Annotated in this window: 23 protein-coding genes; 11 read left to right on the top strand and 12 right to left on the bottom strand. The window is 69.1% G+C overall.

Annotated features, from left to right (window positions below; translation table 11 throughout):
• The first annotated feature begins 647 nt into the window (after positions 1 to 647).
• The 5 genes from ACI793_RS00930 (at position 648) to ACI793_RS00910 (ending at position 5,663) form a co-directional block, all read left to right on the top strand.
• Positions 648 to 1,136, top strand: a complete 489-nt coding sequence (locus tag ACI793_RS00930) for a hypothetical protein (protein WP_456604489.1) — start codon at positions 648 to 650, stop codon at positions 1,134 to 1,136.
• Positions 1,137 to 1,318: 182 nt separating this feature from the next.
• Entirely contained in the window at positions 1,319 to 2,803 is a 1,485-nt protein-coding gene (locus ACI793_RS00925) for a sugar transferase (protein ID WP_456604488.1), read from the top strand.
• Complete coding sequence (locus ACI793_RS00920) at positions 2,800 to 3,897, top strand: glycosyltransferase family 4 protein (protein ID WP_456604487.1); 1,098 nt, start codon at positions 2,800 to 2,802, stop codon at positions 3,895 to 3,897. Before ACI793_RS00925 ends, ACI793_RS00920 begins: the two co-directional genes overlap by 4 nt.
• Positions 3,898 to 3,989: 92 nt before the next feature.
• Complete coding sequence (locus ACI793_RS00915) at positions 3,990 to 4,280, top strand: hypothetical protein (protein ID WP_456604486.1); 291 nt, start codon at positions 3,990 to 3,992, stop codon at positions 4,278 to 4,280.
• Between the two features lie 177 nt (positions 4,281 to 4,457).
• Positions 4,458 to 5,663 (top strand): L,D-transpeptidase family protein, encoded by a 1,206-nt coding sequence (locus tag ACI793_RS00910; RefSeq protein ID WP_456604485.1) that lies wholly within the window; start codon positions 4,458 to 4,460, stop codon positions 5,661 to 5,663.
• Positions 5,664 to 5,672: 9 nt separating this feature from the next.
• On the opposite strand, the gene ACI793_RS00905 is transcribed toward ACI793_RS00910, so the two are convergent.
• On the bottom strand, positions 5,673 to 6,401 hold the full coding sequence (locus tag ACI793_RS00905) for a GAF and ANTAR domain-containing protein (protein WP_456604484.1): 729 nt from the start codon (positions 6,399 to 6,401) through the stop codon (positions 5,673 to 5,675).
• 348 nt (positions 6,402 to 6,749) lie between these two features.
• Between ACI793_RS00905 and ACI793_RS00900 the strand changes: the two genes are divergently transcribed.
• Positions 6,750 to 7,490, top strand: coding sequence for an ANTAR domain-containing protein (locus ACI793_RS00900; RefSeq protein ID WP_456604483.1), 741 nt, complete (start codon positions 6,750 to 6,752; stop codon positions 7,488 to 7,490).
• A gap of 422 nt (positions 7,491 to 7,912) precedes the next feature.
• Positions 7,913 to 8,080, top strand: coding sequence for a hypothetical protein (locus ACI793_RS00895; protein WP_456604482.1), 168 nt, complete (start codon positions 7,913 to 7,915; stop codon positions 8,078 to 8,080).
• Position 8,081: 1 nt separating this feature from the next.
• Here the strand turns inward: ACI793_RS00895 and ACI793_RS00890 are convergent, their stop codons facing one another.
• From ACI793_RS00890 to ACI793_RS00870, 5 genes are all read right to left on the bottom strand, one after another.
• Positions 8,082 to 8,936 carry an SDR family oxidoreductase gene (locus ACI793_RS00890; protein ID WP_456604481.1) on the bottom strand — a complete coding sequence of 285 codons (855 nt, stop codon included), beginning with the start codon at positions 8,934 to 8,936 and terminating at the stop codon, positions 8,082 to 8,084.
• Entirely contained in the window at positions 8,933 to 9,928 is a 996-nt protein-coding gene (rfbB, locus tag ACI793_RS00885; protein ID WP_456604480.1) for a dTDP-glucose 4,6-dehydratase, read from the bottom strand. Before rfbB ends, ACI793_RS00890 begins: the two co-directional genes overlap by 4 nt.
• A gap of 101 nt (positions 9,929 to 10,029) precedes the next feature.
• On the bottom strand, positions 10,030 to 10,920 hold the full coding sequence (locus ACI793_RS00880; protein WP_456604479.1) for a hypothetical protein: 891 nt from the start codon (positions 10,918 to 10,920) through the stop codon (positions 10,030 to 10,032).
• Between the two features lie 73 nt (positions 10,921 to 10,993).
• Complete coding sequence (locus ACI793_RS00875) at positions 10,994 to 11,221, bottom strand: hypothetical protein (RefSeq protein WP_456604478.1); 228 nt, start codon at positions 11,219 to 11,221, stop codon at positions 10,994 to 10,996.
• 107 nt (positions 11,222 to 11,328) lie between these two features.
• Entirely contained in the window at positions 11,329 to 12,648 is a 1,320-nt protein-coding gene (locus ACI793_RS00870) for a UDP-glucose dehydrogenase family protein (RefSeq protein WP_456604477.1), read from the bottom strand.
• Between the two features lie 241 nt (positions 12,649 to 12,889).
• Here ACI793_RS00870 and ACI793_RS00865 point away from each other — a divergent pair, with 241 nt between their 5' ends.
• Positions 12,890 to 14,038, top strand: a complete 1,149-nt coding sequence (locus ACI793_RS00865) for an LCP family protein (protein ID WP_456604476.1) — start codon at positions 12,890 to 12,892, stop codon at positions 14,036 to 14,038.
• Positions 14,039 to 14,057: 19 nt separating this feature from the next.
• On the opposite strand, the gene ACI793_RS00860 is transcribed toward ACI793_RS00865, so the two are convergent.
• The 6 genes from ACI793_RS00860 to ACI793_RS00835 all read right to left on the bottom strand — a co-directional run bounded on the left by ACI793_RS00860 (position 14,058) and on the right by ACI793_RS00835 (position 21,360).
• On the bottom strand, positions 14,058 to 14,660 hold the full coding sequence (locus ACI793_RS00860; protein WP_456604475.1) for an arsenate reductase/protein-tyrosine-phosphatase family protein: 603 nt from the start codon (positions 14,658 to 14,660) through the stop codon (positions 14,058 to 14,060).
• Positions 14,661 to 14,675: 15 nt separating this feature from the next.
• The gene (locus tag ACI793_RS00855) at positions 14,676 to 16,181 is read right to left on the bottom strand and encodes a sugar transferase (RefSeq protein WP_456604474.1); all 1,506 of its coding nucleotides are present in this window, start codon (positions 16,179 to 16,181) and stop codon (positions 14,676 to 14,678) included.
• Between the two features lie 204 nt (positions 16,182 to 16,385).
• Positions 16,386 to 17,777, bottom strand: coding sequence for a polysaccharide biosynthesis tyrosine autokinase (locus ACI793_RS00850; protein ID WP_456604473.1), 1,392 nt, complete (start codon positions 17,775 to 17,777; stop codon positions 16,386 to 16,388).
• Between the two features lie 381 nt (positions 17,778 to 18,158).
• Positions 18,159 to 19,136 carry a glycosyltransferase family 2 protein gene (locus tag ACI793_RS00845; RefSeq protein WP_456604472.1) on the bottom strand — a complete coding sequence of 326 codons (978 nt, stop codon included), beginning with the start codon at positions 19,134 to 19,136 and terminating at the stop codon, positions 18,159 to 18,161.
• A 223-nt stretch (positions 19,137 to 19,359) separates the two neighbouring features.
• Positions 19,360 to 20,448 (bottom strand): glycosyltransferase, encoded by a 1,089-nt coding sequence (locus ACI793_RS00840; RefSeq protein ID WP_456604471.1) that lies wholly within the window; start codon positions 20,446 to 20,448, stop codon positions 19,360 to 19,362.
• A gap of 168 nt (positions 20,449 to 20,616) precedes the next feature.
• Entirely contained in the window at positions 20,617 to 21,360 is a 744-nt protein-coding gene (locus tag ACI793_RS00835; RefSeq protein WP_456604786.1) for a WecB/TagA/CpsF family glycosyltransferase, read from the bottom strand.
• Between the two features lie 848 nt (positions 21,361 to 22,208).
• Between ACI793_RS00835 and ACI793_RS00830 the strand changes: the two genes are divergently transcribed.
• From ACI793_RS00830 to ACI793_RS00820, 3 genes are all read left to right on the top strand, one after another.
• Positions 22,209 to 23,201, top strand: coding sequence for a hypothetical protein (locus ACI793_RS00830; protein WP_456604470.1), 993 nt, complete (start codon positions 22,209 to 22,211; stop codon positions 23,199 to 23,201).
• A 453-nt stretch (positions 23,202 to 23,654) separates the two neighbouring features.
• Positions 23,655 to 24,455: an ATP-grasp fold amidoligase family protein gene (locus ACI793_RS00825; RefSeq protein WP_456604469.1), complete on the top strand. Its 801-nt coding sequence runs from the start codon at positions 23,655 to 23,657 to the stop codon at positions 24,453 to 24,455.
• 55 nt (positions 24,456 to 24,510) lie between these two features.
• Positions 24,511 to 25,689 (top strand): lipopolysaccharide biosynthesis protein, encoded by a 1,179-nt coding sequence (locus ACI793_RS00820; RefSeq protein WP_456604468.1) that lies wholly within the window; start codon positions 24,511 to 24,513, stop codon positions 25,687 to 25,689.
• Positions 25,690 to 26,120 lie beyond the last annotated feature (431 nt).

The following is a 26,120-nucleotide window of genomic DNA, read 5'->3' as shown; positions in this document are numbered from 1 at the left end:
CCGCGCAGGCCCGTGAGCGCGGCCCCGCCGACGCGGGGGTGCAGGGTCGATCGGCGGATGCGGGCGCCTCCCGCCCCGATCGCCCCGCCGCCCCCGGTCGTCCCGCCGCCCCGGACGGTCCGTGCGGCGCCGCGGCACCCGGGCAGCACGGGGCACAGGCCGCGGATCCGGACAGCGCCTCCGGAGCCCCGGGCCGCGGGGACGCCCCGCAGCCCGGCTCCTCGTCGGGCGGGGGCGGCTCCACGGCCCCGGACGACGCGGCGAGGCCCGATCCACCCCGCGACACTCCTCCCGCCCCGGCTCCCCAGGACCCCGGGAACGCGCCGGCTCCCCAGGACCCCGGGACCTCGCCGGCTCCCCAGGACCCCGGGACCTCGCCGGCTCCCCAGGACCCCGGGAACGCTCCGGCTCCCCAGGACCCCGGGAACGCTCCGGGCCCTGGCGAGCCCGCGCCCGGTCCTGCCGCGGACCCGGCCCCCACCCCTCCCGGTGCGCCCCCGGTTCCCGACCCCGGTCCCCCCTCGAGCCCCGGAGCCGACGCCCCGGCCGACGTCCCGGCCGAGGTCGAGGCACCCGTCGCGGCCGATGTCGCGGCACCCGTGGCGGGGAGCGTCGTCCCCACCCCTCCGCTGACGAAGACGCGTGCCGTGCGTGCCGACGCGGCGGCGGGAGCGCCCGCCGCCCCGGTTCCCGCGCGCGCCCCGGCCGGCTCCCCGCCCGCCGGCACGAGCGCGGACTTCTCGCCGGCCGCGGAGCCCGCGCAGCAGGAGGCCGACGGCCCGCGGGCGCCGCAGTCCGCAGCGCCGACGTCCGCAGCGCCGCCGTCCCAGGGCTCGGCGGCCGCGGCCGCGGTCACGTCCCGCTCGGGCTCACCGGACGCGCCGAAGGTCCCGGCACCGTCGCCGTCACCGACCGCGCCCGCGCAGCCCGCACCTCCGGGCCCGGTGGGGCACTCCTCCGGGCACGGACCCTGCACGACGACCCACTCCGGCGGCGGACACGGCGACCACGCCGACGTCGCGATCCTCATCGACGCGCAGACCGCGTCGATAGCCGGCGCGTCCGCGCGGTTCGCCGCCGACCTGGCCGGCCGCTGCCCCGCTGCCGGAGACGCACCGGGGCAGCACCCGGACTAGCCGGCCGCCGGCCCGAGACGGCGCCGAGGCACGGACTCCGCCGCCGTGCCCGGTGTTCCCGCACCGGCCACCTCCTGCTCGCTCTCCCGCGCGCCCCGGCGTCCTGCGCCCGCGCGCCTCAGCTCCAGTCGAGGACCTCCTGAGATGAACCGCAGCACGTCCACCGCTCGGCGAGCCGCACCGTGAGCGCCGACGCCACCGCACGCATCCGGTCGTTCTCCGCGCCCGGGAACAGGGGGCGCGCTCCGGATCCGACGCCCCTGCCACCCTTCCGGAGGTCGGCGGGCTGGCAGCGCCTCTTCCGTTTCGGCGCGCGCCCGCTCCTGGTCGCGCTCGACGTGCTCGCCGTCGCCCTCGCACTGGTCGCCGCCGAGGGCCTCGGCGCCGTCTGGGGCGTCGACGCGCCGGGCCGTGCCGCGCTCGCCTTCGGCGTGCTGCTGCTGCTGACCCTGTGGAACGCCGGCCTCTACCGGTCCCGGCTGTCGCTCTCCGTGCTCGACGACCTGCCCGTGCTCACCGGGCGGTGGCTGGTGAGCGCGGCGCTGCTCGTCGTCGGCCGGATCGCCTGGGACGCGCTCCGATCGCGCGAGACCGTGATCGAGTGGCGCTTTCTGTGGGGCGCTCTCGCCATCGGCGTGCTGGTGCTGGCGTTCCGGGCGCTGGGCTACTGGACGGTGCGCCGGATGCGCGCCCGCGGCGCGGTCATCCATCCGACCCTGGTCGTCGGTGCCGGGCAGGTGGGGAGCGACCTGGCCGAGGTCCTCCACGCGCACCCCGAGTACGGCCTCCGGCCGGTCGGCTTCCTGGACGACGACCCGCCGGACCATCCCCGGACCGTGGACCTGCCGATGATGGGGGGCGCGGACGCGCTGCAGGGCATCCTGCAGCGGGGCGAGGTGCACGCGGTGGTGGTGGCGTTCTGCGCCATGAAGGAATCGGACATGGTGCGCGTCATCCGCACCTGCGACCGCTTCCGCTGCGAGCTGTTCCTCGTGCCGCGGTTCTTCGAGCTCCACCAGGTGGGCGTCGACATGGACTCCGCGTGGGGCTTTCCGCTCGTGCGGCTCCGGCGGTCGACGTACCGCAGCGCCACCTGGCCGCTCAAGCGCCTGACCGACGTGCTGCTGTCCGGGCTCGCGCTGGCCTTCCTGGCTCCCCTGCTGGCGCTGCTCGCGCTGGCGGTGCGGATCGACGGAGGTCCCGGTGTGCTGTTCCGGCAGGTCCGCGTCGGCGTGGACGGCCGGCGCTTCGAGCTGTTGAAGTTCCGGTCGCTGCGCCCGGCCAGCTCGGCCGAGTCGGCGACGACCTGGAACGTCGCCGACGACCCTCGCCTCTCGCCGTTCGGCCGGTTGCTACGGGCGACGTCGCTGGACGAGCTGCCGCAGCTGTACAACGTCCTGCGTGGCGACATGAGCCTGGTCGGTCCCCGCCCCGAACGCCCCTACTTCGTCAGCCAGTTCGAGGAGAGCTACCCCAGCTACGGGGCCCGCCATCGGGTGCCGTCGGGGGTGACCGGCCTGGCGCAGGTGCACGGGCTGCGCGGCGACACATCCATCGCCGACCGGGCCCGCTTCGACAACTACTACATCGAGAACTGGTCGCTCTGGCTGGACGTCAAGATCATGCTGCGCACGTTCGCGGCGCTGCTGCGGAGCGAGGGGAGGTGACCGCCGGGTCCTCCGCCCGGCCGGCCCTGCGCGTCCTGCACGTCGTGCAGAAGTTCAGCAGCGGCGTGGGGTCGGCGATCGCGCAGTACACCCACTCCCTGCCGGAGGCCGAGCACCACCTGCTGTCGGGCACGCCGGTGGACGCGGAGGGGGATCTGGCCGACCAGGGCCGGTTCGCCTCGGTGCACCGCATGGACGGCGGGCACCTGCGTCGCGTGCGGCGGGTGCGCGAGGTCGTCGGCCAGGTGCGCCCCGACGTCGTCCACTCCCACTCGAGCCACGGTGGCGTGTACGCGCGACTGGCCGTTTCCCGGCGGCGCACCCCGTCGGTCTACACCCCGCACTGCTACGCCTTCGAGCGCCGTGACGTCGCGGCACCGGTCCGCGCCGCCTTCTGGGCGGTCGAGGCGCTGCTGGCCGTGAACACCTCCGCCGTGGGTGCCTGCTCGGTCCGCGAGTGGCAGCTGACGCGCTGGCCGCACCGCCGGGTCCCCCGGCACCTGGTGCCCAACATCGCCCCGGTGCGCCGCCCGGGCGGGGCGCGGCACGCCGGGCTGGAGAAGCTGGTGGTCGGGGGTGGCCGGCTGGCGCCGCAGAAGGATCCCGGCTTCTTCCTCTCGGTCGTCGAGGGCCTGCGCAGGCGACAGCCAGGGCTACGCGCGGTGTGGCTGGGCGATGGCGACCCCGCGCGGCGGGCCGCACTGGAGGCCGGGGGGGTGGAGGTGACGGGATGGCTCCCGCGGGCCGCCACGACGGAGGTGCTCGGCGGCGCCGACCTCTACCTGCACTCCGCCCGGTGGGAGGGCTTCCCGCTCATGGTGGCCGAAGCCGCGGCCCTCGGGATCCCCACGCTGGTCCGGCGGGTTCCCTGCTTCGCGGACGTCCCTGACTCGCTGACCCTCTCCCCCGAGGTGCCGGCGCAGTCGGCCGCGACGGTCCTCGACGATCCGGTCGCGGCCGCGGCGAACGTGGCCGCCTGGTCACAGGTGCTGGCCGGCAACACCCGGGCCACGCAAAGGTCGGCGCTGCTGGCGCTGTACGCGGGTGCCGGGGCGCCGGCCCCTGCCGGAATCCACCAGGGCGGTTTTCCGTAGGGGGTCTGGCGCACACGGCTCGCAGAACGCATCATCGGACGATCGGAGCCAGAACGGTCTCGCTCCTGACGCAAGGACGGGGACGTGAACGAATGGTGACGTTCGTTGCGATCTGGCTCGGGCTGACGCTGGTGGTGGGCCTGGTGCTCGGTCAGGCCATCCGCCGGGCCGGACACGTGCCCGCTGCTGTGCGCCTGGACTCCCCGGAGCTCGACGGCCCACGGCTCGATGCCTCCACCCCCGCGGTGCCGGCGGCCGGGGGGACGGTCGCGCTTCCCGCCGCCCCCGCAGTGGCCGTCCCCCCGGCCCGTGAGCCCGAGGACGGCCGGACCGGCGTCTCCGGGGACGACTCCACCACGATCGAGACCGCTGCGACCTCCTGACCGCGAGCTGCCGGTAAGCCCGGCGGTGTGAACGGTGGGGCCGGAGCGGTCCTCGGTGAACGGGGCGGCCGAATCGTCACCGAATCCGGCCGGTTCCGTTTACGGTGTCCGCGACCGCGGCCCCCGGCCGCACGCGTGCCGATCGCTCCGTCGACGGCCGACCGTCCAGGAGCCGGCATGTTCTCCAGCACCCGCTCGCGCCGCCGCGCGGCCGCGGCCCTCGTCACCGCCGCCGTCGCAGCCGTGGTGGCGTTGACTGCGCCCAGCGCCCACGCCCAGACCTTCACCTCACCGGCGACCGGCACGCACAGCGTGATCGGCGCGATCCTGAACCACTACCGGGCGCACGGCGGCCCGGCCGGCCGGCTGGGCTACCCGCTGACGAACGAGCTGGCCACGCCGCGCGTGTACGGACGGTTCAACGCCTTCCAGGGCGGCTCGATCTACTGGACGCCGGGCACCGGGGCGCACGCGGTGTGGGGCGCGATCCTGGGGCGCTGGGGAGCGATGAGCTGGGAGGGCGGCCGGCTCGGCTTCCCGACCACCGACGAGCTGCCCACGCCGACGAAGTACGGGCGGTTCAACCACTTCCAGCACGGCTCGATCTACTGGACGCCGCAGACCGGGGCCCAGCCGATCTACGGGGCCATCCGCAACCGGTGGGCGTCGATGGGCTGGGAGAACTCGGCGCTCGGTTTCCCGACCACCGGCGAGTTCGCCATCCCGGGCGGCCGGGCGCAGGACTTCCAGTACGGCTCGATCCGGTGGTTCCCGAACGCGGGCACGCACGTGGTGGGCGCCCCGGCCCTCGGCGTCGCCCCGCCCGGGACCCAGGTGGTCACCGTGGCCGCCCCCACCGCGGGGTCGACGACGGCGAAGCTGACCGCGTGGGAGCGCGTGGGCGACGGATGGCGGGTCGCGGTGGGCCCGGTGACCGCACGGATCGGCTCGGCCGGCGTGGGTGCGGCCCGCGAGGGCTCGACCCGCACCCCGGCGGGCACGTTCCGGCTGACCGAGGCCTTCGGCCGGGCCGGCAACCCCGGCACGGCACTCCCCTACCGCCGGGTCGACGGCGACGACTGGTGGGTCTCGGACGTCAACAGCCCCCGTTACAACCGGTACGCCGAGTGCGCGCCCGGCACCTGCGACTTCGACGAGCGGGCCGGGGAGAACCTCTACGCCCAGGGCGCCGTCTACGACCAGGCCGTGGTCATCGACTACAACCGCGAGGGACGGCGGGGCGCGGGATCGGCGTTCTTCCTGCACATCAGCAACAACGCGCCGACGGCGGGCTGCGTCGCGATCAGCCAGTACGCGCTGGAGAAGCTGATGCGCTGGCTGGACCCGGCTGCGCGGCCGGTCATCGCCATGGGCGTCGGCTGACCCCGCCTGTCAGTCGCGGCGGCCCCGCCCGCCCGGCAGCCCTCCGGAGTCCGTGAGCTCACGGGCGATGTCGACGAGCTTCCGGTTCGTCTCCTGGGACACGCGCGAGAGCACGGCGAACGCCTGACCGGCGGTGAGCCGGTGGCGCTCCATCAGGATCCCCTTGGCCTGCCCGACCAGGTCGCGGTGGCTCATCCCGAGCCGGAGGTTCTCCTCCGTCTCCGCCCCGGCCAAGGCGACGGCGGCGTGGCTCGCGAACAGCAGACCTATCTCCTGGGCCTCGTCGTCGAAGGCGCCGGGGGTGCGCGCGTACAGGTTCATGGCGCCCAGCTGGTCGCCGTGCACGAAGAGCTGGAAGCACAGCATGCTGCCCACGCCCAGGGCGGCGGACTGCTGGGCGAACGCGGGCCAGCGCTGCTCGGAGGCCATGTCGTCCACCCGCACGACCTCGTGTTCCCACACGGCGTCGAGGCAGGGGCCCTCCTCGAGCTGCTGCTGCAGCAGGTCCAGCGTCCGCGGGAGTTCGCCGGTCGCCGCGCGCGGCGCGAACTTCGCGCGCCCGATCACGTAGTTGATGCTGCATTCCTCGGCGCCGGGCACCGTGGCCACCGCCCCGACCGTGATCGCCTGCAGCGTGCCCTCGACGTCGCCGTGCTCCTCCTGGAGGGTGCGCGCCACTCTGCTCAGGGCGTCGCCCAGGTGACGCCCCGGGTCGGGAACGGTCCGGTGCTCGACCATTCCCGGACCCTAGTGGAACCGGGCCGTCCGACTGCTCGCACGAGTGCTCCCGACGTCCCGGAGGGTTGGACCGGGCGTGATGGGGCACAGCGCGCCCAGGTCCTGTCGGCCGGTCCCGGGAAGCCTTCAGCGGCCAGGTCCTGCCGGTCCAAGCCCACGGGCCGGCAGGGCCGCCGCCGGGTGCGGCCAGGCCGCTCGTCGGACGCCGACGTGCGGAGTAGAATCGACCCGTACCGCTTCGGCGGTTTCTCTTCGGGTCATACAGCGGCCTCGGGATCATGGCGCCCCTCTCGGGGCGAGCTCCGGTGAGCGCTCAGCGCGCACCGGACCCGACGGGCGGGACCTGTCTTGAGCACCGAAGAACTGTCCGCTGGACCGCGGTCCAGTGCGGCGCGGGACGCCTTCGCCGAGCTCGCGCGGCTCTCCTTCGACGACACGTCGATGGAGTCGCTCCTCCAGCGCGTGGCCGACCTGGCCAAGCAGGTCATCCCCGGTGCCGCCGAGGCATCGGTCAGCCTCATCGTCAGGGAGAAGCCGACCACGCCCGCCTTCACCGGGCAGCTCGCACTGGACCTCGACGAGGCGCAGTACGGCCGGGGCCACGGCCCGTGCCTTGATGCCGCCGTCGGCCAGGAAATCTGCGAGATCACCGACGCAAGGCAGGAGACCCGGTGGCCCGACTACGCCCGGGTGTGCGTGGCCAAGGGGTCGCTGAGCTCCCTGTCGGTTCCGGTCCCGGTCCGGGAGACCCTCCACGGCGCGCTGAACCTGTACGGCCGGGAGGCCGGCGCCTTCGACGACGTCTCGAGGGAGTCAGGCCGAGAGTTCGCCTCCTACGTGGCCGTCGCGGTGCGCAACATCCACCTGTACGAGAGCACGCGTGAGCTGGCGACCAACCTGGACGCCGCGATGCGCAGCCGGGCGGTCATCGAGCAGGCCAAAGGCATCCTGATGAGCCAGCGCCGCTGCGACGCGGCGGAGGCCTTCAGCCTGCTCGCGGCAGCCTCACAGCGGTCGAACCGGAAGGTGCGCGACATCGCGCAGTCCCTCATCGACGGCGTGAGCGGCGGCTCTCTCTCCGGTCCCTGAGCCGATGGCACGGACATGATCGTCCTGGCCGCTGCCGTGCGATGACGCCTCTGGAATCGACCTGCCTCCCCCGCGGTGGGACCATCGGCACGTGTCCGTTGTCGGGGGTTTCCGCCGGCGCTCCGGCAGCCGCGCTCCGGGCAGACCGGGTCGCCCGACACCCTGGCACGTGCACTGGTTCCGCGGGGCGGGAGCCGACCCGTTCAGCAGCGCGACGCTGTACCGCTGCCGCTGTGGACAGGTCCGCCCCGGCTTCTGACCCGGTGGCTCAGCGCGGAGCCACGCAGCCCGGCGACGAGGTGCCGGCCGTTGCGCGAGAGCGCCCGGCCTTACCGGCCTAGCCATCAGGAGAGGAAGCGGTTCGTCACTTTCTGTCTGCGTGGCGGTACTTAGGATCACAATGCGCCCAGTAGACATGGGTCATGACCACGGTGCTCTTGGCGGGACTCGCCTGGACGACGCTCGCCCTGCCCGTGGCACTGCTCCTCGGTCGCGCCATCCGGTTGGGCGACGAGGCCGCGGAAGCCCCGTTCGGCACTGACAGCGTCGAGCGCTACCTGCGCGAGCAGGCCTCGGCGCAGTCGTCCTGACCTACGCCGGCGCCTCGATCCCCTCGAGGTAGGTGGGCAGGACATCGCGCCAGTCGCGCGGCCAGAACCCCGCCGCCTGGATGCGGCTCAGGTCCAGCACGCTGTTGAGCGGCCGGGGCGCCGTCCCCGGCTTGTCGGCGAAGTACTTCTCGGTGCTGACCCGCGTCACGTCGTCGGCGGACCGGCCGCGCGCCTCGAAGACGGCGGCGGCGACGTCGGCCCACGAGACCGGGTCACCGGCGTTGGTGAGGTTGTAGGTGCCGAACGGCGCGCCGGAGTCCAGCAGGTGCGCGATGCCGGCGGCGAGGTCGGCGGTGAACGTCGGGCGGCCGATCTGGTCGTCGACGACCGTCGGGGACACGCCGCGGTCGGCCAGGCCGGCCATCGTGCGCACGAAGTTGCCGCCCTCGCCGGCCACCCAGGTGGTGCGGATCAGGTAGTGCTTGGTCACGTGGCCGGCGTGGGTGTCACCGTCGGCCTTGCTCTGCCCGTAGACGCTCAGCGGGTTGGCCGGCCAGTCCTCGGGGTGGGGGCCCTCGTGCCGGCCGTCGAAGACGTACTCGCTGGAGACGTGCACGAGGGTGGCGCCGCAGGTGCGCACCGCCCGGGCCAGGTAGCCGACGGCGTCGGCGTTGGCGGCGCGCACGGCGGCGTGGTTGGCCGGGTCCTCGGCGGCGTCGACCGCGGTCCAGCCGGCGGCGTTGAGGACGACGTCGACGCCGTCCCAGCGGTAGTCGCGCACGGCGGCGGGGTCGGAGACGTCGAGCTTCGACCGGTCCAGGGCGATCGCGTCGGGGAACTGCCGCTGCAGCGCCCGCCCGAGCTGTCCGTTGGCGCCGAGGATCAGGGTGGTCACTGGCCGGCGGCCGCGTACTGCGCCTCGACCTGACCCTTGAGCGGGCGCCACCACGACTCGTTCTCGCGGTACCAGTCGATGGTGGCGGCCAGTCCGTCGCGGAAGTCGGTGTAGCGCGGCGTCCAGCCCAGCTCGTCGCGGAGCTTGGTGGCGTCGATGGCGTAGCGCAGGTCGTGCCCGGCGCGGTCGGGAACGGAGTCGAACGCGTCGGCCGGCTGCCCGGTGAGCTCGAGGATCAGGGCGAGCACCTCGCGGTTGTTCTTCTCGCCGTCGGCACCGATCAGGTAGGTCTCCCCCGACCGGCCCCGCTCCAGGATCAGGTGCACGGCGGCGTTGTGGTCGTCGACGTGGATCCAGTCGCGGACGTTCTCACCGCCGCCGTACAGCTTGGGCCGGAGGCCGGCGAGCACGTTGGTGATCTGCCGCGGGATGAACTTCTCGACGTGCTGGTAGGGCCCGTAATTGTTGGAGCAGTTGGAGAGGGTGGCGTGGATGCCGAACGAGCGGACCCAGGCGCGCACCAGCAGGTCGGAGCCGGCCTTGGTGGCGGAGTAAGGGCTGCTCGGGTTGTACGGCGTCTCGGCGGTGAACTTGGCCGGGTCGTCCAGTTTGAGGTCGCCGTAGACCTCGTCGGTGGAGATGTGGTGCAGCCGGACGCTGTGCCGGCGCACGGCCTCGAGGATCGTGAAGGTGCCGACCAGGTTGGTTGTGAGGAACGGCGAGGGGTCGCGCAGCGAGTTGTCGTTGTGCGACTCGGCGGCGAAGTGGACGACGACGTCGTGCCGCGCGACCAACCGGTCGACCAGCTCGGCGTCGGCGACGGAGCCGTGCACGAACTCGATGTCGCCGCGGACGGGGGCCAGGGAGGCCTCGTTGCCGGCGTAGGTGAGGGCGTCGAGCACAGTGACGGAGTGCTCGGGGTGTTCGCGCAGCGTCTGGTGCACGAAATTGGCACCGATGAACCCGGCACCGCCGGTGACGAGCATGCGCATGTCCTGTCCCCTCCCCTCGTCGTGCCCGCGCCGGGCTGTCCGTGCTTACCGACGCTAGTCGCCGGCCAACCTCGGCGGCCGCCGTTTCTACCTCGTCCGGGTCAGCCCTGCACCGGCCGTTGGAGTGCGTCGGTGACCGGCGCGTCCAGGGTCTGGGCGTCGGCCGTGCGCCGCAGCGCCCATTCGGCCGGCAGCACCAGGCGGGGCGCGACACCGATGAGAACGGCCATGAGGAAGGCGACACCGGCCAGCGCCTCGCCGGACTCCTCGAGGTAGGTGGCCGCGGCGGCCAGGTTGGCGCCGAAGCTGCTGGCGGCGACGCTGGAGAAGGCGGAGAGACCGACCGAGGCGCCGGCGTAGAGGGCGAGCACGCCCAGCACCCGTCGCCGGTCACGGCGCTCGGTGCGGCTGAGGAACCAGAGCGCGCCGATGACGGCGGCGGCCGCGGCGACGCTGACCACCAGCGCGCCGACGTTCCCGAGGGCGTCGGTGAGCGTGCCCATGGCGTTGACGTGGACGGTGCTGCCGGCCTTCACGGTGGCGATGAGCCCGGCGACGAGCCCGACACCGAGCCACCAGGCGCGGCGACCGGGGAGGCGGGAGGCCCCGACCACGGCCGCGATGGCCGCGACGGCGAAGAGGACGGCGACGAAGGTGCGGGGCACCGAGTACGCGGCGTCCATGGAGAGCGCGCGGGCGACGGGACCGGACTCACCACGGAGCCGGACGACGAAGCCGACGGTCTCCAGCGCCACCGCAAGGGCGGCGAGGGCGATGCCGACGGGCGGGAGCGGGACGGCGCGGCGGCGGGTGCGGACGGCAGCCCGCTGAGAAGGGGCCGGGGCGAGGGCGAGATCAGCAGTGGTCAGGACGGTCGCGGCGCCCGGCCGTCGCTGCTCGGCCATCCGGATTCCGCGGCCGATGACGACACCGGCCACGACGGCGAGAACCGCCCACACGGCGACCGCGCTCAGCACCCAGACCCACCACACGTTCTCCCTATCGGCAGTCCGGAGGAGAAACCTGACCGTGGAGCATGAGAACGGTGCTCTCGGGCGAACCGCCTCAGGCGGGCCGGCTGCGCGGGAGGTCGGTGCTGGGCGGCGTTGACCGCCCCGCGCGGATGTACCGGGCGACCAGGAGGCAGGACAGCGCCGCGATCAGCAGGACCCCGATGGCCATTCCGATGGTCTCCGGTGATCCGAGCCAGAAGAGGGCCCCGACGACGACGAGGCCCACGACGATCTCCACGGCCACGACGACCGCCAGGAGGACAGCAAGCAGCTTCGCCACCTGCTCAGGCTGCCAGTCGCACCCTTGCTGCCGCCAGCCTGTCCGTCACACGTCCCCCGGACGTCGGATCAGCGGTCTGACCGGCCCCGGATCCCAGGCGGGCGCCGTTACCCGGCGCGGCGGCCCAGGGCCCGGTAGGTCCAGCCGGCCGCCGTCCACGCGTCCCGGTCGAGGGCGTTGCGGCCGTCGAGCACCCGCTTCTGCTTCACGACCTTGCCGAACGCCGCGGGGTCCAGCTCCCGGTACTGCTTCCACTCGGTGAGGACCAGGACGGCGTCCGCGCCCTGCGCGGCTTCCTCCGCCGTGTCGGCGTAGTCGAGCTGCGGCCACTGCCGGCGGCTGTTTTCCACCGCAGCCGGGTCGGTGACGCGCACGACGGCGCCCTGCAGCTGGAGCTGCGCGGCGACGTTGAGCGCCGGGGAGTCGCGGATGTCGTCGCTGTCGGGCTTGAAGGCCGCACCGAGGACGGCGACGCGCTTGCCGAGCAGCGATCCGTCGCAGACCTCGCGCGCGAGCTCCACCATGCGGATGCGGCGGCGCATGTTGATGTTGTCGACCTCGCGCAGGAAGGTCAGCGCCTGATCGGCACCCAGCTCGCCGGCGCGGGCCATGAAGGCGCGGATGTCCTTGGGCAGACAGCCGCCGCCGAAGCCGAGCCCGGCGTTGAGGAACTTGCGGCCGATCCGGTCGTCGTAGCCGATGGCGTCGGCCAGCAGCTTCACGTCGGCGCCGGTGGCCTCGCACAGCTCGGCCATGGCGTTGATGAACGAGATCTTGGTGGCCAGGAACGAGTTGGCCGCGGTCTTCACCATCTCGGCGGTGGCGTAGTCGCTCTCCACCTTGGGCGTGCCCCGCTCGACGATCGTCGCGTAGACCTCGTCCAGCAGGGCGCGGGCGGTGTCGCCGTCGGCGCCGGCCGGGAGGCCGTAGACCAGCCGGTCGGGCTGCAGCGTGTCCTGGACGGCGAAGCCCTCGCGCAGGAACTCGGGGTTCCACGCCAGCAGGGCGCCGGGGACCTTGCCGGCAACGATGTCCGCCAGGGCGGCGGCCGTCCCGACGGGGACCGTGGACTTGCCGACGACGAGCTCGCCCGGTGCCAGCACGCCGAGCAGCGACTCCACCGCGCCCTGCACGTACCGCATGTCCGCGGCGTACTCGCCCCGCTTCTGCGGGGTGCCCACGCAGACGAAGTGCACGGCGGCGCCGGCGGCATCGGCGAAGTCGGTGGAGAAACGCAGCCGCCCCGTCGCCAGGGTGCGCTCGAGCAGCTCCTCGAAGCCGGGCTCGTAGAACGGCGCCTTGGCGTCGGCCAGCGTCGCGATCTTGGCGGCGTCGACGTCGATGCCCACGACCTCGTGCCCCAGCTCGGCCATGGACGCCGCGTGCACGGCGCCGAGATAGCCGCAGCCGATGACTGAGATGCGCATGGATCCTCCGTGAACGTCCGATGCCACGACCCCGTTCGCGGCATCCAGACCCTACGGAACCGGCCGGTACGCGGCCAGACCACGGGCGGGTGAGGCGTTCCAGGCGGAGGAACCTGCGCCACGCCGGCACGCGCGCCGGCCTCCGAAGAGAAACAAGCAGCTCACTCCCCCGGATGAGGCCCGCTCGGCAGGCGCCTCACCGCCGTACCCTCGACCGCGGTAGTCCGCAGACGGGGGTCGCATGAGCACCGACGAGCACGACGGGTCCGGGAAGGACGCCCTCGACGGCGCGCCCGCGGACGACCCGAACGCCGACCCGGCCGCGTCGCGCGAGCGGGAACAGCCGTCCGCTCCGGACGACGACGGATCGACCCCGGGCAGCAGCCGCCCGGTGCTGCGTCGCGTCCTCATCGGGCTGGGCGTGCTCACCGTGGTGCTGGCCCTGGTCGTCGGCAGCTCGGCCTGGTACCTGATGAACCGGTACGCCGGCAACATCGAGCGGGTCGCCGACGTCTTCGACGAGATCGACGAGGAGACGCGTCCGGCGCCCGCGACGCCCGCTCAGGAGACCTCCGAGGAGCCGGTGACCTTCCTCCTGGTCGGCTCGGACAGCCGGGTGAGCGCGGAGGAGGGCGAGGACCCGAGCGGGCGGTCGGACGCCATCATGCTGGCCCGGTTCAGCGGGGACCGCGAGCATGCCCAGATCATCTCCATCCCCCGCGATTCCTGGGTCGACATCCCCGGCCGCGGCATGAACAAGATCAATGCGGCCTACGCGTTCGGTGGGCCGTCGCTGCTGATCCAGACGGTCGAGCAGCTCACCCAGGTGCGCATCGACCACTACATGGCCATCGACTTCGACGGTCTGATCCAGGTGACCGACGACCTCGGCGGGGTCGATGTCGTCGTCGCCGAGACGACGACCAACGGTCCGTACACCTTCACCGAGGGCGTCAACCACCTCGACGGCGAGCAGGCCCGCTGGTACCTCGGTCAGCGCTATGGGCTGCCGGGTGGCGACTTCGACCGGGTGAAGCGGCAGCAGCAGTACCTGCAGGCGATGTTCAGCAAGCTGTTCAGCTCCAACACGTTCTCCAGCCCCGGCCGGCTCGACGACGCGCTCCGGGCGGTCACCAGTGCGGTCACCGTCGACGACTCGCTGAGCAACACCGACCTGCTCGGCCTGGCGCTCTCCATGCGGAACGTCCGGCCGGACAACGTCGACTTCTTCACGGCTCCGGTACTCGGCACCGGGATGGAGGGGCCCGCGAGCGTGGTGTACCTGGACGGCGCCGCAGGCGAGCGGATGTGGGCGTACCTCCGCAACGACTCGCTGTCCCAGAACGCCGATGCCTTCAGCGACGAGACGCTGCCCCCGGTCCCGCGCTGACAATCCGAGCCCGACCGCGTCAGCGCAGCTCCGCCAGGCGGCCCAGCACGGGCAGCAGCGCCTCGACGATGGCGTCGCCGACTTCCTGATGCACCTCCACGGGGTGCCCGATGGGGTCCCGGACGTCGTCATCTCCCCCGCCCGGGCGCTGCGCGCGAGCCGACGCCATGGCCGCGACGAGGGCGCGCGCCCGGTCAGCCAGGGAGTCGCCCGGCAGGTGGTCCGCCGGCGGAACCAGGTCGAGCAGGGCGGCGGCCTCCCGCAGGGTGAACGTGCGGGAGAGCCCCCGGGGCGCGGCGGCGAGCACGTCCCGGCGATGGCTGCGCGTCATGGTCAGCACGAGGTCGGCCTGAGCGGGCAGCGCCTCGGTCAACTGCCGGGCGCGGAAATCACCCGGCTGCGCGCCGTACCCGGCCAGGACGAGGGCGCTGTCCGGATGCATCGCCGAGCCCACGACCGCACGGGTACCGGCGCTGACCAGCCGGATGGCCGCCGCTTCGTCGCCCAGGACCTCGTCGAGGTAGGCGCGGCCGAGCCGCTCGCCGAGGGCCGACCGGCAGATGTTCCCGGTGCAGACCAGCAGGATCGTGAAGGCCGGAGGCGCGCCACCGGAACTACTCACTGGCACATTGTGCGGTCAGTACGCCCCTGACCCGCGCAGCACTGCCCCGGCGGTCTTCCAGAGGATCATGAAGTCGAACGTCAGGGACCAGTTCTCGACGTAGCGGACGTCGATCCGCACCGAGTCGTCCCACGAGAGGTCGGACCGTCCGCTGACCTGCCACAGGCCGGTGAGGCCCGGCTTGACCAGGAAGCGGCGGTGCATGTCGAATCCGTACCGCTCGACCTCGGTGGGCAGCGGCGGGCGCGGCCCGACGAGGGACATGTCGCCCCGGATGACGTTGAGCAGCTGGGGCAGCTCGTCGAGCGAGTACCGGCGGAGGAACTTGCCGACGCGGGTGACGCGCGGGTCGTCCTTCTTCTTGAACAGGACGCCGTTGCCGTCGCTGTCGGCCTCCAGGGCCGCGACCATGCGGTCGGCACCGGTGACCATGCTGCGGAACTTGAGCATCGAGAAGGTCTGCCCGTCGCGGCCGACGCGCTCCTGGCGGAAGAACACCGGGCCGGCACTGGTGACCTTGACGGCGAGGGCGATGCCGAGCAGGACGGGCAGCAGGAACAGCACGCCGAGTGTTGCCGAGGTCTTGTCGAACAGGTCCTTGGTGATCCGCCGGATACCGGTGAGCTCCGGGCGCTCCATGTGCATCAGCGGCAGCCCGCACACCGGTCGGATGCGCACGCGCGGTCCGACGATCTCGGTGACGGCCGGGGCCAGCAGCAATTCGGCGCGAGTCTTCTCCAGGTCCCAGCCCAGCCGGCGCAGCGCCGGTCCGTCGAGTTCCGGGCATGGAAGCACCGCCACGGTGTCGACCTCGTACTGCGCGACGATGTCGGCCACCTGCTCGAGGTCCCCGAGCACCGGCAGCCCGTTGAAGGCGTCGGCCGCGGGGTCGTACTGGTCGGTCGGCAGACAGCAACCGATGACGCGGTAGCCGTGGAACGCCTCCCGGTCGAGCTGCTCGTCGAGCGCGGCGACGGCGTTGCGGTGGCCGACCAGGAGCGTGGTCTGCAGGTGCTCACCTCGACCCCGCGCCCGGTGCAGCCGCTGCCGCTGGATGTAGCGGTGCAGCAGGGTCAGAGACGCGGCCAGCGGCACGGCGACGCTGACGAAACCGCGGGCGACGTCGAGCTGGAATGCCCACGAGACGGTGCCGACCGTGGCGAGCAGCATCATGGCCGCGAAGAAGACCCGCCGGAACTCCTCGGCCCCCACCCAGAGGAAGCGCTCCTCATAACTGCGCGAGATGAGCATCGCGCCGACAAAGATGGCCGGCAGCGCGAGAGCGGCCAGAAGCGACGGATGCGACGCAGCGCCATCGGGTCCGAAGCGCGTCAGGTACCCGGCGATGCCGGCGGCGGCGGCACACACGACATCACCGATGACGATCCGGCGGACGTAGTCGCCCCGCCAGGCCCGACGAGCCTCCGTGCCTTCGCCGCGGAAACGAGCGGCGTACGAGTACCACCCACGGGAAACCGGCCGCTGGTCATGGCGCGGCGAACCTTCGCGAACATCGATCATCGAGATCGGGCACCCCCGTGCGCCTCATCGGGGCCGCGGCACCCCAGGTATCCCCCGCTGACTACCGGAACCTCAACGTTCAACCGGCATGCGGACCGTACAGGCTCGTTAGCGTCAGCGGGAGGGCCCCAGAGGTCGCATGTGGCCCGTCACACACATGTACGGGTGCTCGCGCCCAAAGCCGCGCCCCCATGCGCTACGGGATCATGCCCGACGCTTACTGCCCTTAGTCCCGGCCTCGGGCTCGGAACCGTAGCCGTATCCGTAGCCATAGGCGCTGGCCAGCTCCGCCCGCGCCGGCACGATGTTGAGGATGACGCCAAGCGTCTTGGCCCCCACGCGCTCCAGCGAGGCAGCGGCCTGCTGCAGCTGCTCCTTCCGGGTGCTGCCGTAGCGGACCGAGAGCAGCACTCCGTCCATGTAGACCGCCAGACCGGTAGAGTCGGCGACCGGCAGCAGCGGCGGTGCGTCGACGAGTACGAAGTCGTTCCCACCCCGGAGCTTGTCCAGCAGGGCATGCATGTTGGTGGAGGCCAAGAGCTCGCCCGGATTGGGCGGGGTCGGCCCGGAGGCGATGACCGACAACCCGGAGGGGCCGTACTGCTGGACGACGTCCTCCACCTCCGCTGTGCCGGCGAGAACGTTGGTGAGGCCCACCCCGGCGACGATGCCGAGGTAGCGGGTGACCTTCGGCTTGCGGAGGTCGGCCTCCACGATGGTCACCGTCCGGCCGGCCTCGGCCAGCGCCAGACCGAGGTTGACCACGGCCGTGGTCTTGCCTTCGGACGGAAGGGCGCTGGTCACCATGATGACCTTGGGTGGCTCGTCCACGTTGAGGAACTGGAGATTGGTGCGCAGCTGCCGGTAGTCCTCGGCGGTCCGGGAGGTGCTGCTCCGTTCGACGACGTGCCGCTTCTCCAAAGCATCGTCGCGCAGCACTGTGCCAATCACGGGCGCGCCCGTCAGCTTGACGACATCGTCCGGCTCCTTCACCGACCGGTCCAGCATGACTCGGATGAAAGCCAGAGCAGCTCCAGCGAACAACCCCACGAGAAGACCCACCACAACGTTTCGCACTGTCTGCGGCGAGCTAGGCGCGTCCGGGACGTTGGGCTGCTCGGTCACACGGACCGCAACTGGAGACGGCCCCCCGCTGGGCGGCGTCTCGAGATCAGTGGCAAAGTCGGTGAACTCGTCGCCGATCGCAAGCGCGATACGCTGGGCGTCTCTAGGGGACTGGTCGGTTACGGACACGTCAATCAGAATCGTGTCGGCTACAACGGTGGCCGTCACATTTTCAGCCAACTCTTCCGGCGTCAGCTCGAGATCGAGTCGAGCGATCACTCTGCTGGCTAGCCCTCCACCGCCGATCAGGCGGGCGTACGAGGTAACTCGCTCCTGAGACAACTGACTCCCCTGAAACGCTTCCGACGTGGAGGCGGTATCAGGCGTGGAGACAAACAGCTGAGTCTCCGCGGTGTAGAGCGGTGGCTGCAGCAGGCTTACGAGAAGAGCCGCCGCGCCACCTACCAGGATGCCGGCGAAGGGCAGCCACCATGCAGCTCGCAGGGTGGTCAGCACCTCTCTCAGTTCCACGTTGTCCCCGTTCGTCGGCGTGCGCGCTACCGCGCGACCTCTTCAGCCGCCAGAAGGCTAGATCATGAAGCATCCAGTGGTTACATCGGAGGCCGCCGGGATCGCCGCCGTCCAAGGCGCAGCGCGAGCGTCGCCGGAAGATTGCGCGACCACGCGGCCCTCGCCGATGCCGCAGGTCAGGCTGACAGATGTTTCACGGACTGGGCCCAGTACCTGCTGATTGGTCTAGAGGTAATCGCCGTCTAGGCGAGACCAAGCGGCCACAGCAAGGAGCCCCGAAGTTAGCGCCTCGGGACTAAGCCATCACAATATCGGATCACGCGCGCAGGGACGGCCTTTTCCATGAACACAGCCCGTCACACTTCAGGAAACCCAGTTCCGCTACCCGTTACTAGCACGTAGGTAAGCCCGATAGATCCAAGGGTAGAGGAAACCACCGTATCGCATCAGCGCCGCAGTTAGTGCCGCTCTTCGACTAAACCTAGACACCCCTCGGATCTGCCTCAAGGTAATCGAGTTCCTGGCCGCCTCGGCGGCTTGCAAGGCCGACCGGCCCGCACCAAGTCGAATCGTCGTATTTACCGCACTTGTGCGGTAGAACCACTGGTCGAAGAATGCGAGCTGATCTGCCAGTTCTGACTCCCAGCCGTGCCGCTTGACCAGTTCGTGTACGCGCCGCCAACAATACGTGAGGTTATCCAGTGACAGAATTCTACTATTCGTGATGGACCCCATGCGCTCCACGTGCGTGTACAGCAGGTCTGGGACGAAGTGGAATCGGGCGCCAGCGAAAGCGATCTCCAAGACAGCAGCTAGATCGGACTGTGAGCTAAGTGGCGGGAAGGGGTGCGCAATGAGCAGCTCTCTCCGGATGGCCTTGGTCCACAGATATCCTCTGACACGGCCCGTCAACAGGAGAGCGGCAAGACGCAAACCATCCGCAATCGCTTCTTCGTTCAACCCATCGACCAGAGTCCCTCCCGGACGTTCCGGGTTGCGAGTCCTCCGCGCACGGCACACCACCACGTCGGCGTGTGAAATCTCAGCTGCCTGCAGTAGCCGTTCGACTATATCTGGCGACCACTGGTCGTCACAGTCCGCAAACCAGATATATTCCCCCCGGCATTCGCGCACTGCGCGATTGCGAGACCAGGCGATACCACGGTTCGCATCATTGCGAATGTAGGTATACCAACCCTCCTCCGAACGATCAGCCAACGCCTCAGCCGTACCGTCGGTGGATCCGTCGTCCACCACAACCAACTGGATACGCTGGTCGGCCAGGGCTCGCAGCTGCGCCAGTGCGCTCTCCACGAATTTGGCGTTGTTGTAGAACGTCAGCACGGCTGATAACTTCATAATGGCACCCTCGGTTCGTGAACCCACCTGGACCTCCAGCTCTGGGCCCTTAACGCAATATCCACAAGCTGTTCGACGCGCTCTGACACCCGCCCGAGGCCCACCTGGTCACCATTCCTCATCTCCATCTTGCACGCCCGCATGGTGGAGAATCTGTCGCCGGCTAAGGCCAAGGCTCCGACTCGTGATGCTCCTGATGGCGCCCCGATACGGTGATCGCACGCTACTTCGCTCCGTCGTCGGCAAGGTCGTCGGCAAGACGTTCCCAACTTTGACAGACTCGCTCAACAGAGTAAGGCGCGGCGCAGTCGCGAACGAGCGCCGGAGCCGCCAAGTCCGCAACTTCGATATCAGCCAGCGCAGAACAAAGGGCCTCGACGTTTCCCGCCTCGAAGAGCCGCAGGCAACGCGCGTCACCTCCGAGGTTCGCCGCGATCTCCCGCGGTCCATTCGCTGCCGCTGCCAACACGGGCGTCCCTGCGGCGAGCGACTCAACTAGCACCACTCCGAAAGATTCACTCCGAGCAGCGTGCAGCATGACGTGCGCTGAAGCCATGACACCGTAGGGATCCGGCCTGGAGCCGTGGTAAACCACCTTCGTTCGCCCCCCGATACCATTCACGCTCATTACCACATCCAGGAGTGGTCCCTCGCCGACTACGTGCCAGGTAACCGGACGATCTAATCGCCGCATGGCCGAGACGATGTCGAGGATTCCCTTGCGCTCGATCAAGCTGCCGACAGTGACGATGTGCAGGCTATCGTTTTCAGCCCGGACAGGCGCCGCTTTGACCTGAATGGCGTCGAAGTTCACTCCACATCCGATGACCTCTGGGGTGCGACTCAGCCGGTATACCCGCGCCATGGAATCGGCCACGTGCGCGGTATTGGCGATGAGCTTTCGGTCCCGCCGGAAGATTTGGCCAATTAACCTCTGCTTCAATCGCCCTAGGGGAATATAGCTAGCGTGGTCCGTCGGGTCCAAGTCCTCGTAGAAGACGTATTTGTGTTTCCGAACGACTTTGTCGACGGTTGCCGTCATCATGATGCTCGACCAGAGTCGTACAATCACTAAGGAGGGCTCCATAGCGGCGAGCACATTTTTCAGACGGGTGGCACCGACTAGGAGTCGCGCGTGCCCACCGAAACCTAAATCAGTAACTGTCACGCGCGGGTCTAGCTCCGCCAGAAGTCCGCCCGTTCGCTCGTGCAGCACCACGGAACACTGACGCCCGCGGCGGACGAGCTCGTTCGCGATCAATACAGTTTGCCTTTCAGCCCCACCATACTTGAGATGCGGCTGAATGAACACGATGGGACGGTGCTGATCCACGGCTTCCCCCGTTTGCCGGTACGCGCACAGGACGCCTCGCGAAACTCTGGCTTGTGCCCGAACCATGATGTCGGTAACTCTCAACCTGCGCTGGCTGGTTGCGACAGTCGCGCTACCAGTTCATCCTCAGCGAACTCGACATATCAGCTAAGCCCGCTTCGTCCTCCGTCGCACAATCACTTGCCCAGGAACGTGCCCAATCGTCACCAGCAGACCCTTGCCATAGCGTGCCGCAAGTCGCCTTGGGTCTTGCTTGAGTCGGTACACCCACTCCAATCCGGTTGTTTGGAGAATCTTGGGAGCACGTTTCTCATGCCCGGCCAAGAACCCGAGCCACCCGCCGCACGTAAAGATCAGCGCGTCTGGGAGGGCATCTATGTGACGCGCCACCCACTTGGCCTCGCTCGGCATCCCTAATCCGACGATGACCACGTCTGGCGCCCAGGAGCGAAGCTCACGGAGCACAATCGAATAGTCGTCATGGTAACCGTGCGCGGAATACGAGTCGGCTATGCCGACTCCACGGCCCAAGGTGTCGAGGGCAGACTCGGCAACTCCTGGCTGGCCACCCACAACAGCAATTCGTAACGCTCGCCCCCGCCTGCGCTCTTCAGCTCGGAGTAATTCGAGCCCGAGATCCGTCGTGGGTGAGCGCTCTATTCGCCGGGCACCTGCCAGGCGAGCCAGTAAGACAACCGCGGCGCCGTCAGCGTAAAGAACGTCCGCTACGCTGATCGCCGACCGGAAGACGAAGTCGTTCCCATGATTCAGGCCCCCAACGTGGAGCGCGAATGCGACACACCGGTCCTCAGATCTGTCGGCAACCGCACTCACGATGTCGGACGAACGAGCGTCCGCTACCTGAAACGGGCCGACCGCCGCGGTGGGCATGGCTGCGCGCGAGCGCGCGTCGTGGCTCGAAGGCTTGTCCTTCCAAGCCATGGGCAGGGCTCCTTTGCTGGTCCACCTAGTGGCGCTGAGGCGCACCCCGGACATAGGTGCAGGTCCTGGCCCTGCAGGGCGCGGCGAAACGATCGCATGCCGCCAGCCGAGACAGCAAATAGCGCGCCCTATCGCGACGGGTCGTCCTAGCGCATCTGCCACGCTTTGCGTGGCGCCGGTAGCGCCCGTGGGCCTGCAGCGATGCGAGGACTCGGTAGCCGTCAGCTCAAGCGACTCGGGGAGGGGGATCCCCGGCTGGCATACGGACCCTCGCGCCCGGCGCCTCGATCGCAGGGGCCCCAAGCAGGGGTCGCCGAGCAGGACCCAGCGGACGGTCCTGGCCCTCCGCGGGCTCGACTGAACGATGGGAGCGGGCTGCCAGGCCGAATATCTCGAGCATCTATACGCGGCGTCGGTGGAATGCTTCCACCGCCTGGCTTCAGCGAATGCGTCGGTACTGTCCGGCAGCACCCGGCTCTGGAACGCATGGGAGCTAGACCGGACCAGCATCGTTCAGGCCGCCAAGCGCCTGCGCCGGTACTCGAGCGGGAAGGCATTCACGACGATGTCGCGTAACGTATACGAACATGGATGGCAGTACGGGGGCTAGCGTCAACGAGGCTGATGGAGCCCGTTCCGCCGCTGTGGCTGCCCTACCGGGTCAGCGCTACGGCGGATTAGGCGACTCCGAAAGGCTCGGACGCGTCAACCCGGCCAGAGTTGTGGCCGAATGGGTGGTACCTGTCGGGGTCGCGCTCACGCCATTCGGGCTAGTGTTTCAAGAGACACTGGCTCCGGTGGTATTCGATGGCTTATACGTACTCTTAACCCTCTTTGCGACGGCCTTAGTTGCAACGTATGCGCCGCTTCATCCTGGTCTTGTCGTATTGGTCTGCGGAGGCGCGATCGCAGCGGTGCTGACACAGCGGCCTAACCTCTTCGCGATCGTTTTGGTTCCTCTTGTCGCGTATGTGCTGCGATGGGTCGATATTGCCGCCGTCATGCGCCGGTTCATCCTGGCGAGTGCTGGTCTTTTTGCACTCGTCGTCAGCCTATACTCGCTGACCGGTTTCAATCGCGCCAAGGACGTCGTCGTCTGGCGCGCCTACACGGGCGACTTCATGGTTCGACTGAGTGTGGGCTTTAGCCACCCCAATCGAGCCATGATGGAGTGGAGCATCATTGCGATCGCTATCCTCGCCTTTACATCGGCACGGGGCCGCGTCCGGTGGGCGCTGCCGATCCTCGCAGTCACATGGCTCTTGTTCGCTGGCACCGATTCGCGGACTTCAACAGCACTTGTCGTCGGCTTTACGGTGATCGCTCTACTACAACGCAAAACGTTGGACGGACCCGTCAGCCGTGCCACACGGCTCGTCGCCATCATAGCCCCCCTCTTCTTCACCATCTCGGCCTTCGTACTTCCCCGCTTGACTGGCGGGCAGTTGGATTCATTGCTGAGCGGTCGGCCGGCGGTGTACGCCAGTCTGCTGGAGGATTACTCCCTCCTGTCCATTTTCGGGCACGGGAGTGTTGAGGAAGGCATTGTTGACAATGGCTACCTGCAGATGTTCCTCAGCAAAGGACCGCTACTAGCCGTCTTGTATCTCACTATTCTAATGATCCTCATAGCATTGCCTGCGCGGCTGTCGCGACGCACGGTTGTTCTTCTCGGAGTATTTCTAGTGTCGGCCGTCTTCGAGACAACGCTGCTTAGTTTCGCGCACCTCCTCCTCGTCCTCACGAGCCTGGAGATGGATCGGCGCTCGCCCAACGGCGAACTCCCTTAGCGCAAAACTCGGCCCGCATGCGATGCTCCGAAGTTTCCCCGGACCTTGCCCCGGGGGCCGCCCGCCGTGAACCTCTGACACTTGCGATACCGCATCGCAGGCTGCTTGGTTGACGCCCGCGGTAGGCCGTTGTCCGCTGAACGCCGAGACGACCCGGCTGAGCTCGTCCGACCCACCGCACGCTTCGGTGCAAGGCAACGAGCGGTACTGGAGAGCCTCACCCGAACGCGCTCATCGGAGTGGGCACGCCATCACATTCTTAGGCCGGGACCAGCCGGCGGCTAGACTACGTCGAGACGACGGCTGGAGTAGCACGTTGGCACGCGCCTGCTCCGGCGCCGCGCTCACGAAGCCACACGACACGATACGGGGCACGAAATGACCGCACTGCGCCATGGCACCCGGCGCCTTATCCACAGACTGGCTTCCCTCTTGCCGATTCGGTGGCGTCGCGTGGTGCTGCACGTCATCGCACACCGGCGCATGCCTCGGTTTCGCCAACCCAGGACATTCTCCGAGAAGGTTGTGTGGCGAGCGCTCTACGACCGCGACCCAGCCCTTGCCTGGACATGCGACAAGCTGGCGATGAAAGAGCGAGTGCAGCGTCTCGACCCGCTCATCGAGCCAGTCCCCACTCTCTGGTCCGGCACGGACGTTGGCGAGCTTGCCGACGTCGATATGCCGGAGCGCTGGGTAGTCAAGCCGAACCACACCTCGGGCGCTGTATACATCGGGAAAGGGTCGCCTGACGTCGTTCTCCTAGAGGCCCTCACTGCAGACTGGCTCTCAAAGTTCGGCGAACACGAGTCCCACTATCTTGGCGAGTGGCCGTACAGCTTGGCCCGACGCTTGCTGATTGCTGAGCCGTGGATCGGCGATCCCAAGGGGGATGAGGTGCCCGACGATTACAAGTTCTTTGTGTTCGGCGGCGTGCCACGAATGATTCAAGTACACAAGGGGCGCGGCGCGGACCATCGGCAATATCACTATTTGCCCGATTGGACTCCGGCGCCCGTCACTACGGCGGTCTCCGATTCTTCACCACTCGAGGTGCCCACGCGTCTCGACGAGATGCTTCGCCAGGCGGCCGTCATAGGAAGACAATTCGACTTTATGCGCGTAGATTTTTACCAGGTCGGCGAGAGGGTCTACTTCGGGGAAGTTACACCATTCCCTGCCAGTGGCCTTCGCCGATTCTTTCCCACCAGCTTCGACTACAAGCTTGGTGGCTACTGGAAAATAGCCGACACGTGACCGCTCGCCCCGTCTCTGGCCGCGCGTTGATTGGTATGCGAACGATGGGGCTGGGGTGCGTAAGCTATTCGCGTTGATGGCGGCGGGGCGCTTGCTCGCGGCACTGGTACAGGCACTACAATTGATCCTCTTGGCGCGAGACGTCTCCGTTGCAGATTTCGGCCGCCTCTTGGCGTCGTTCACGGCACAGACAACTATTCTCGGCATAGTCGGGCTTGGAATCGTCCCGTTTGTTCTTCGCGAGTACGCCCGAGGCGAGATGGCTGGAACGGTTGCTGCACTACGGCTCAATCTGCGCACGACGCTAGCCGGCGGAGTTCTCGGCGCCAGTCTTGCCTGTCTGTTCATTCCCGACTGGACACTCGTTGCAAGTGTTATTGCACTAGGTATCGCCGTGGCCTTGGACAAGAATATCGAGGCCCGCACGGCCGTGGCAATTGCGCGTAGCAGTCGAATGGCGCCTTTGATCTCGGTCATCGGCCGTCCCATCGCAGCCTTAACGTTCTACCTGCTACTTACTAACGCGGGCGCGTCAGCAGTCCTTGCTTTCGGCATCGGCAGGCTCGTCGGCGTCGCCGCAGCGGTCGTTGCGGTTTGGGCTCTCGTGCGCCTGCCTCAAGCTGATGCACCTCTCCAATTGCGGGAGCTGCTTCAGCGACTCTGGCCGCTTGCTGCCAGTAATTCAATCGGGACACTGCGGGCATTGGATGCGGTTGTCGTCGGCCTAGTGGCCGGGCCTGCCGCCACAGGGCTTTATACAGCCGCCTCACGAATCCTATCGCCGGTGTCAGTCGTCGCCACGTCCGTGAGTAACGTCCTGATGCCGCATGGCGCCACCTTGAAGCCAAGAGAAGCGGGCCGTCTGATTCGGAATCTTACCGTGGCGGCATGGCTGGGAGTGGTGCTTCTTTCGCCATTCACGCTCTTTGCTGAGAGGGCGATGATGCTGCTCTTCGGCGAAGAATACGCACCGGGCGGTGGAGCTCTGTCCTGGCTCCTTGTTAGCCTGCCGCTGGCGGCCGTGGCTCCGCTGATCGCAACTATCCTGCAGGCGCAGAACTTGGATCGCTATGTCTTCGTTAACACAGCACTGTTCACGCCTGTAACCCTAGTGCTGGCAGGGTTAGGCGCCACACTGTGGGGGGCCTCCGGCGCTGCGGCGAGCTTCGCGGTCTTGACGGGGCTGAGGGCGACGAGGTTAGCAATCGGAGCTCGTCGCTTGCGAGCCCTCTGAGGCGCCCGTCGATCGGGTAACCGCGGACCGGCCGATCTGCAAGGCGACCACACCGAGGGCATTTCCACCCCGCCTCGGAGGTGGGCGTGTAGTGGCTGGGCACGGGCGCAGCGTTGCCGGCGTCGTCGGCCAGCGTTCCGTACGTGGCGCACGCGAGCCGGACGGGCAGGTGCGCGCCAGACGCCAGCGCGTACCTGCCCAGGTCAAGCGCCTCCGGCAGCAGCACGTTTCGCCTTCAATCGAACTTGAGGTGCGCTGGTCGTCCCCACTGGAGTTGTGTGCCTGATGGGAGTCCCACTCGGCGCCCGTTGTAGCTTCCAGGACCTTCGCCGTCCCCAGGTAGGGACGACGGTCCCGCCGCTCGCCGGCAGCACCAGCTTTCCGCGAGAAGCCTCGGATGGCACTGGTCGCGTACGTCGACTGACTTCTCA

The organism is Blastococcus sp. SYSU DS0617, from assembly GCF_054051075.1.
This window is presented reverse-complemented; position numbering and strand designations above follow the sequence as displayed.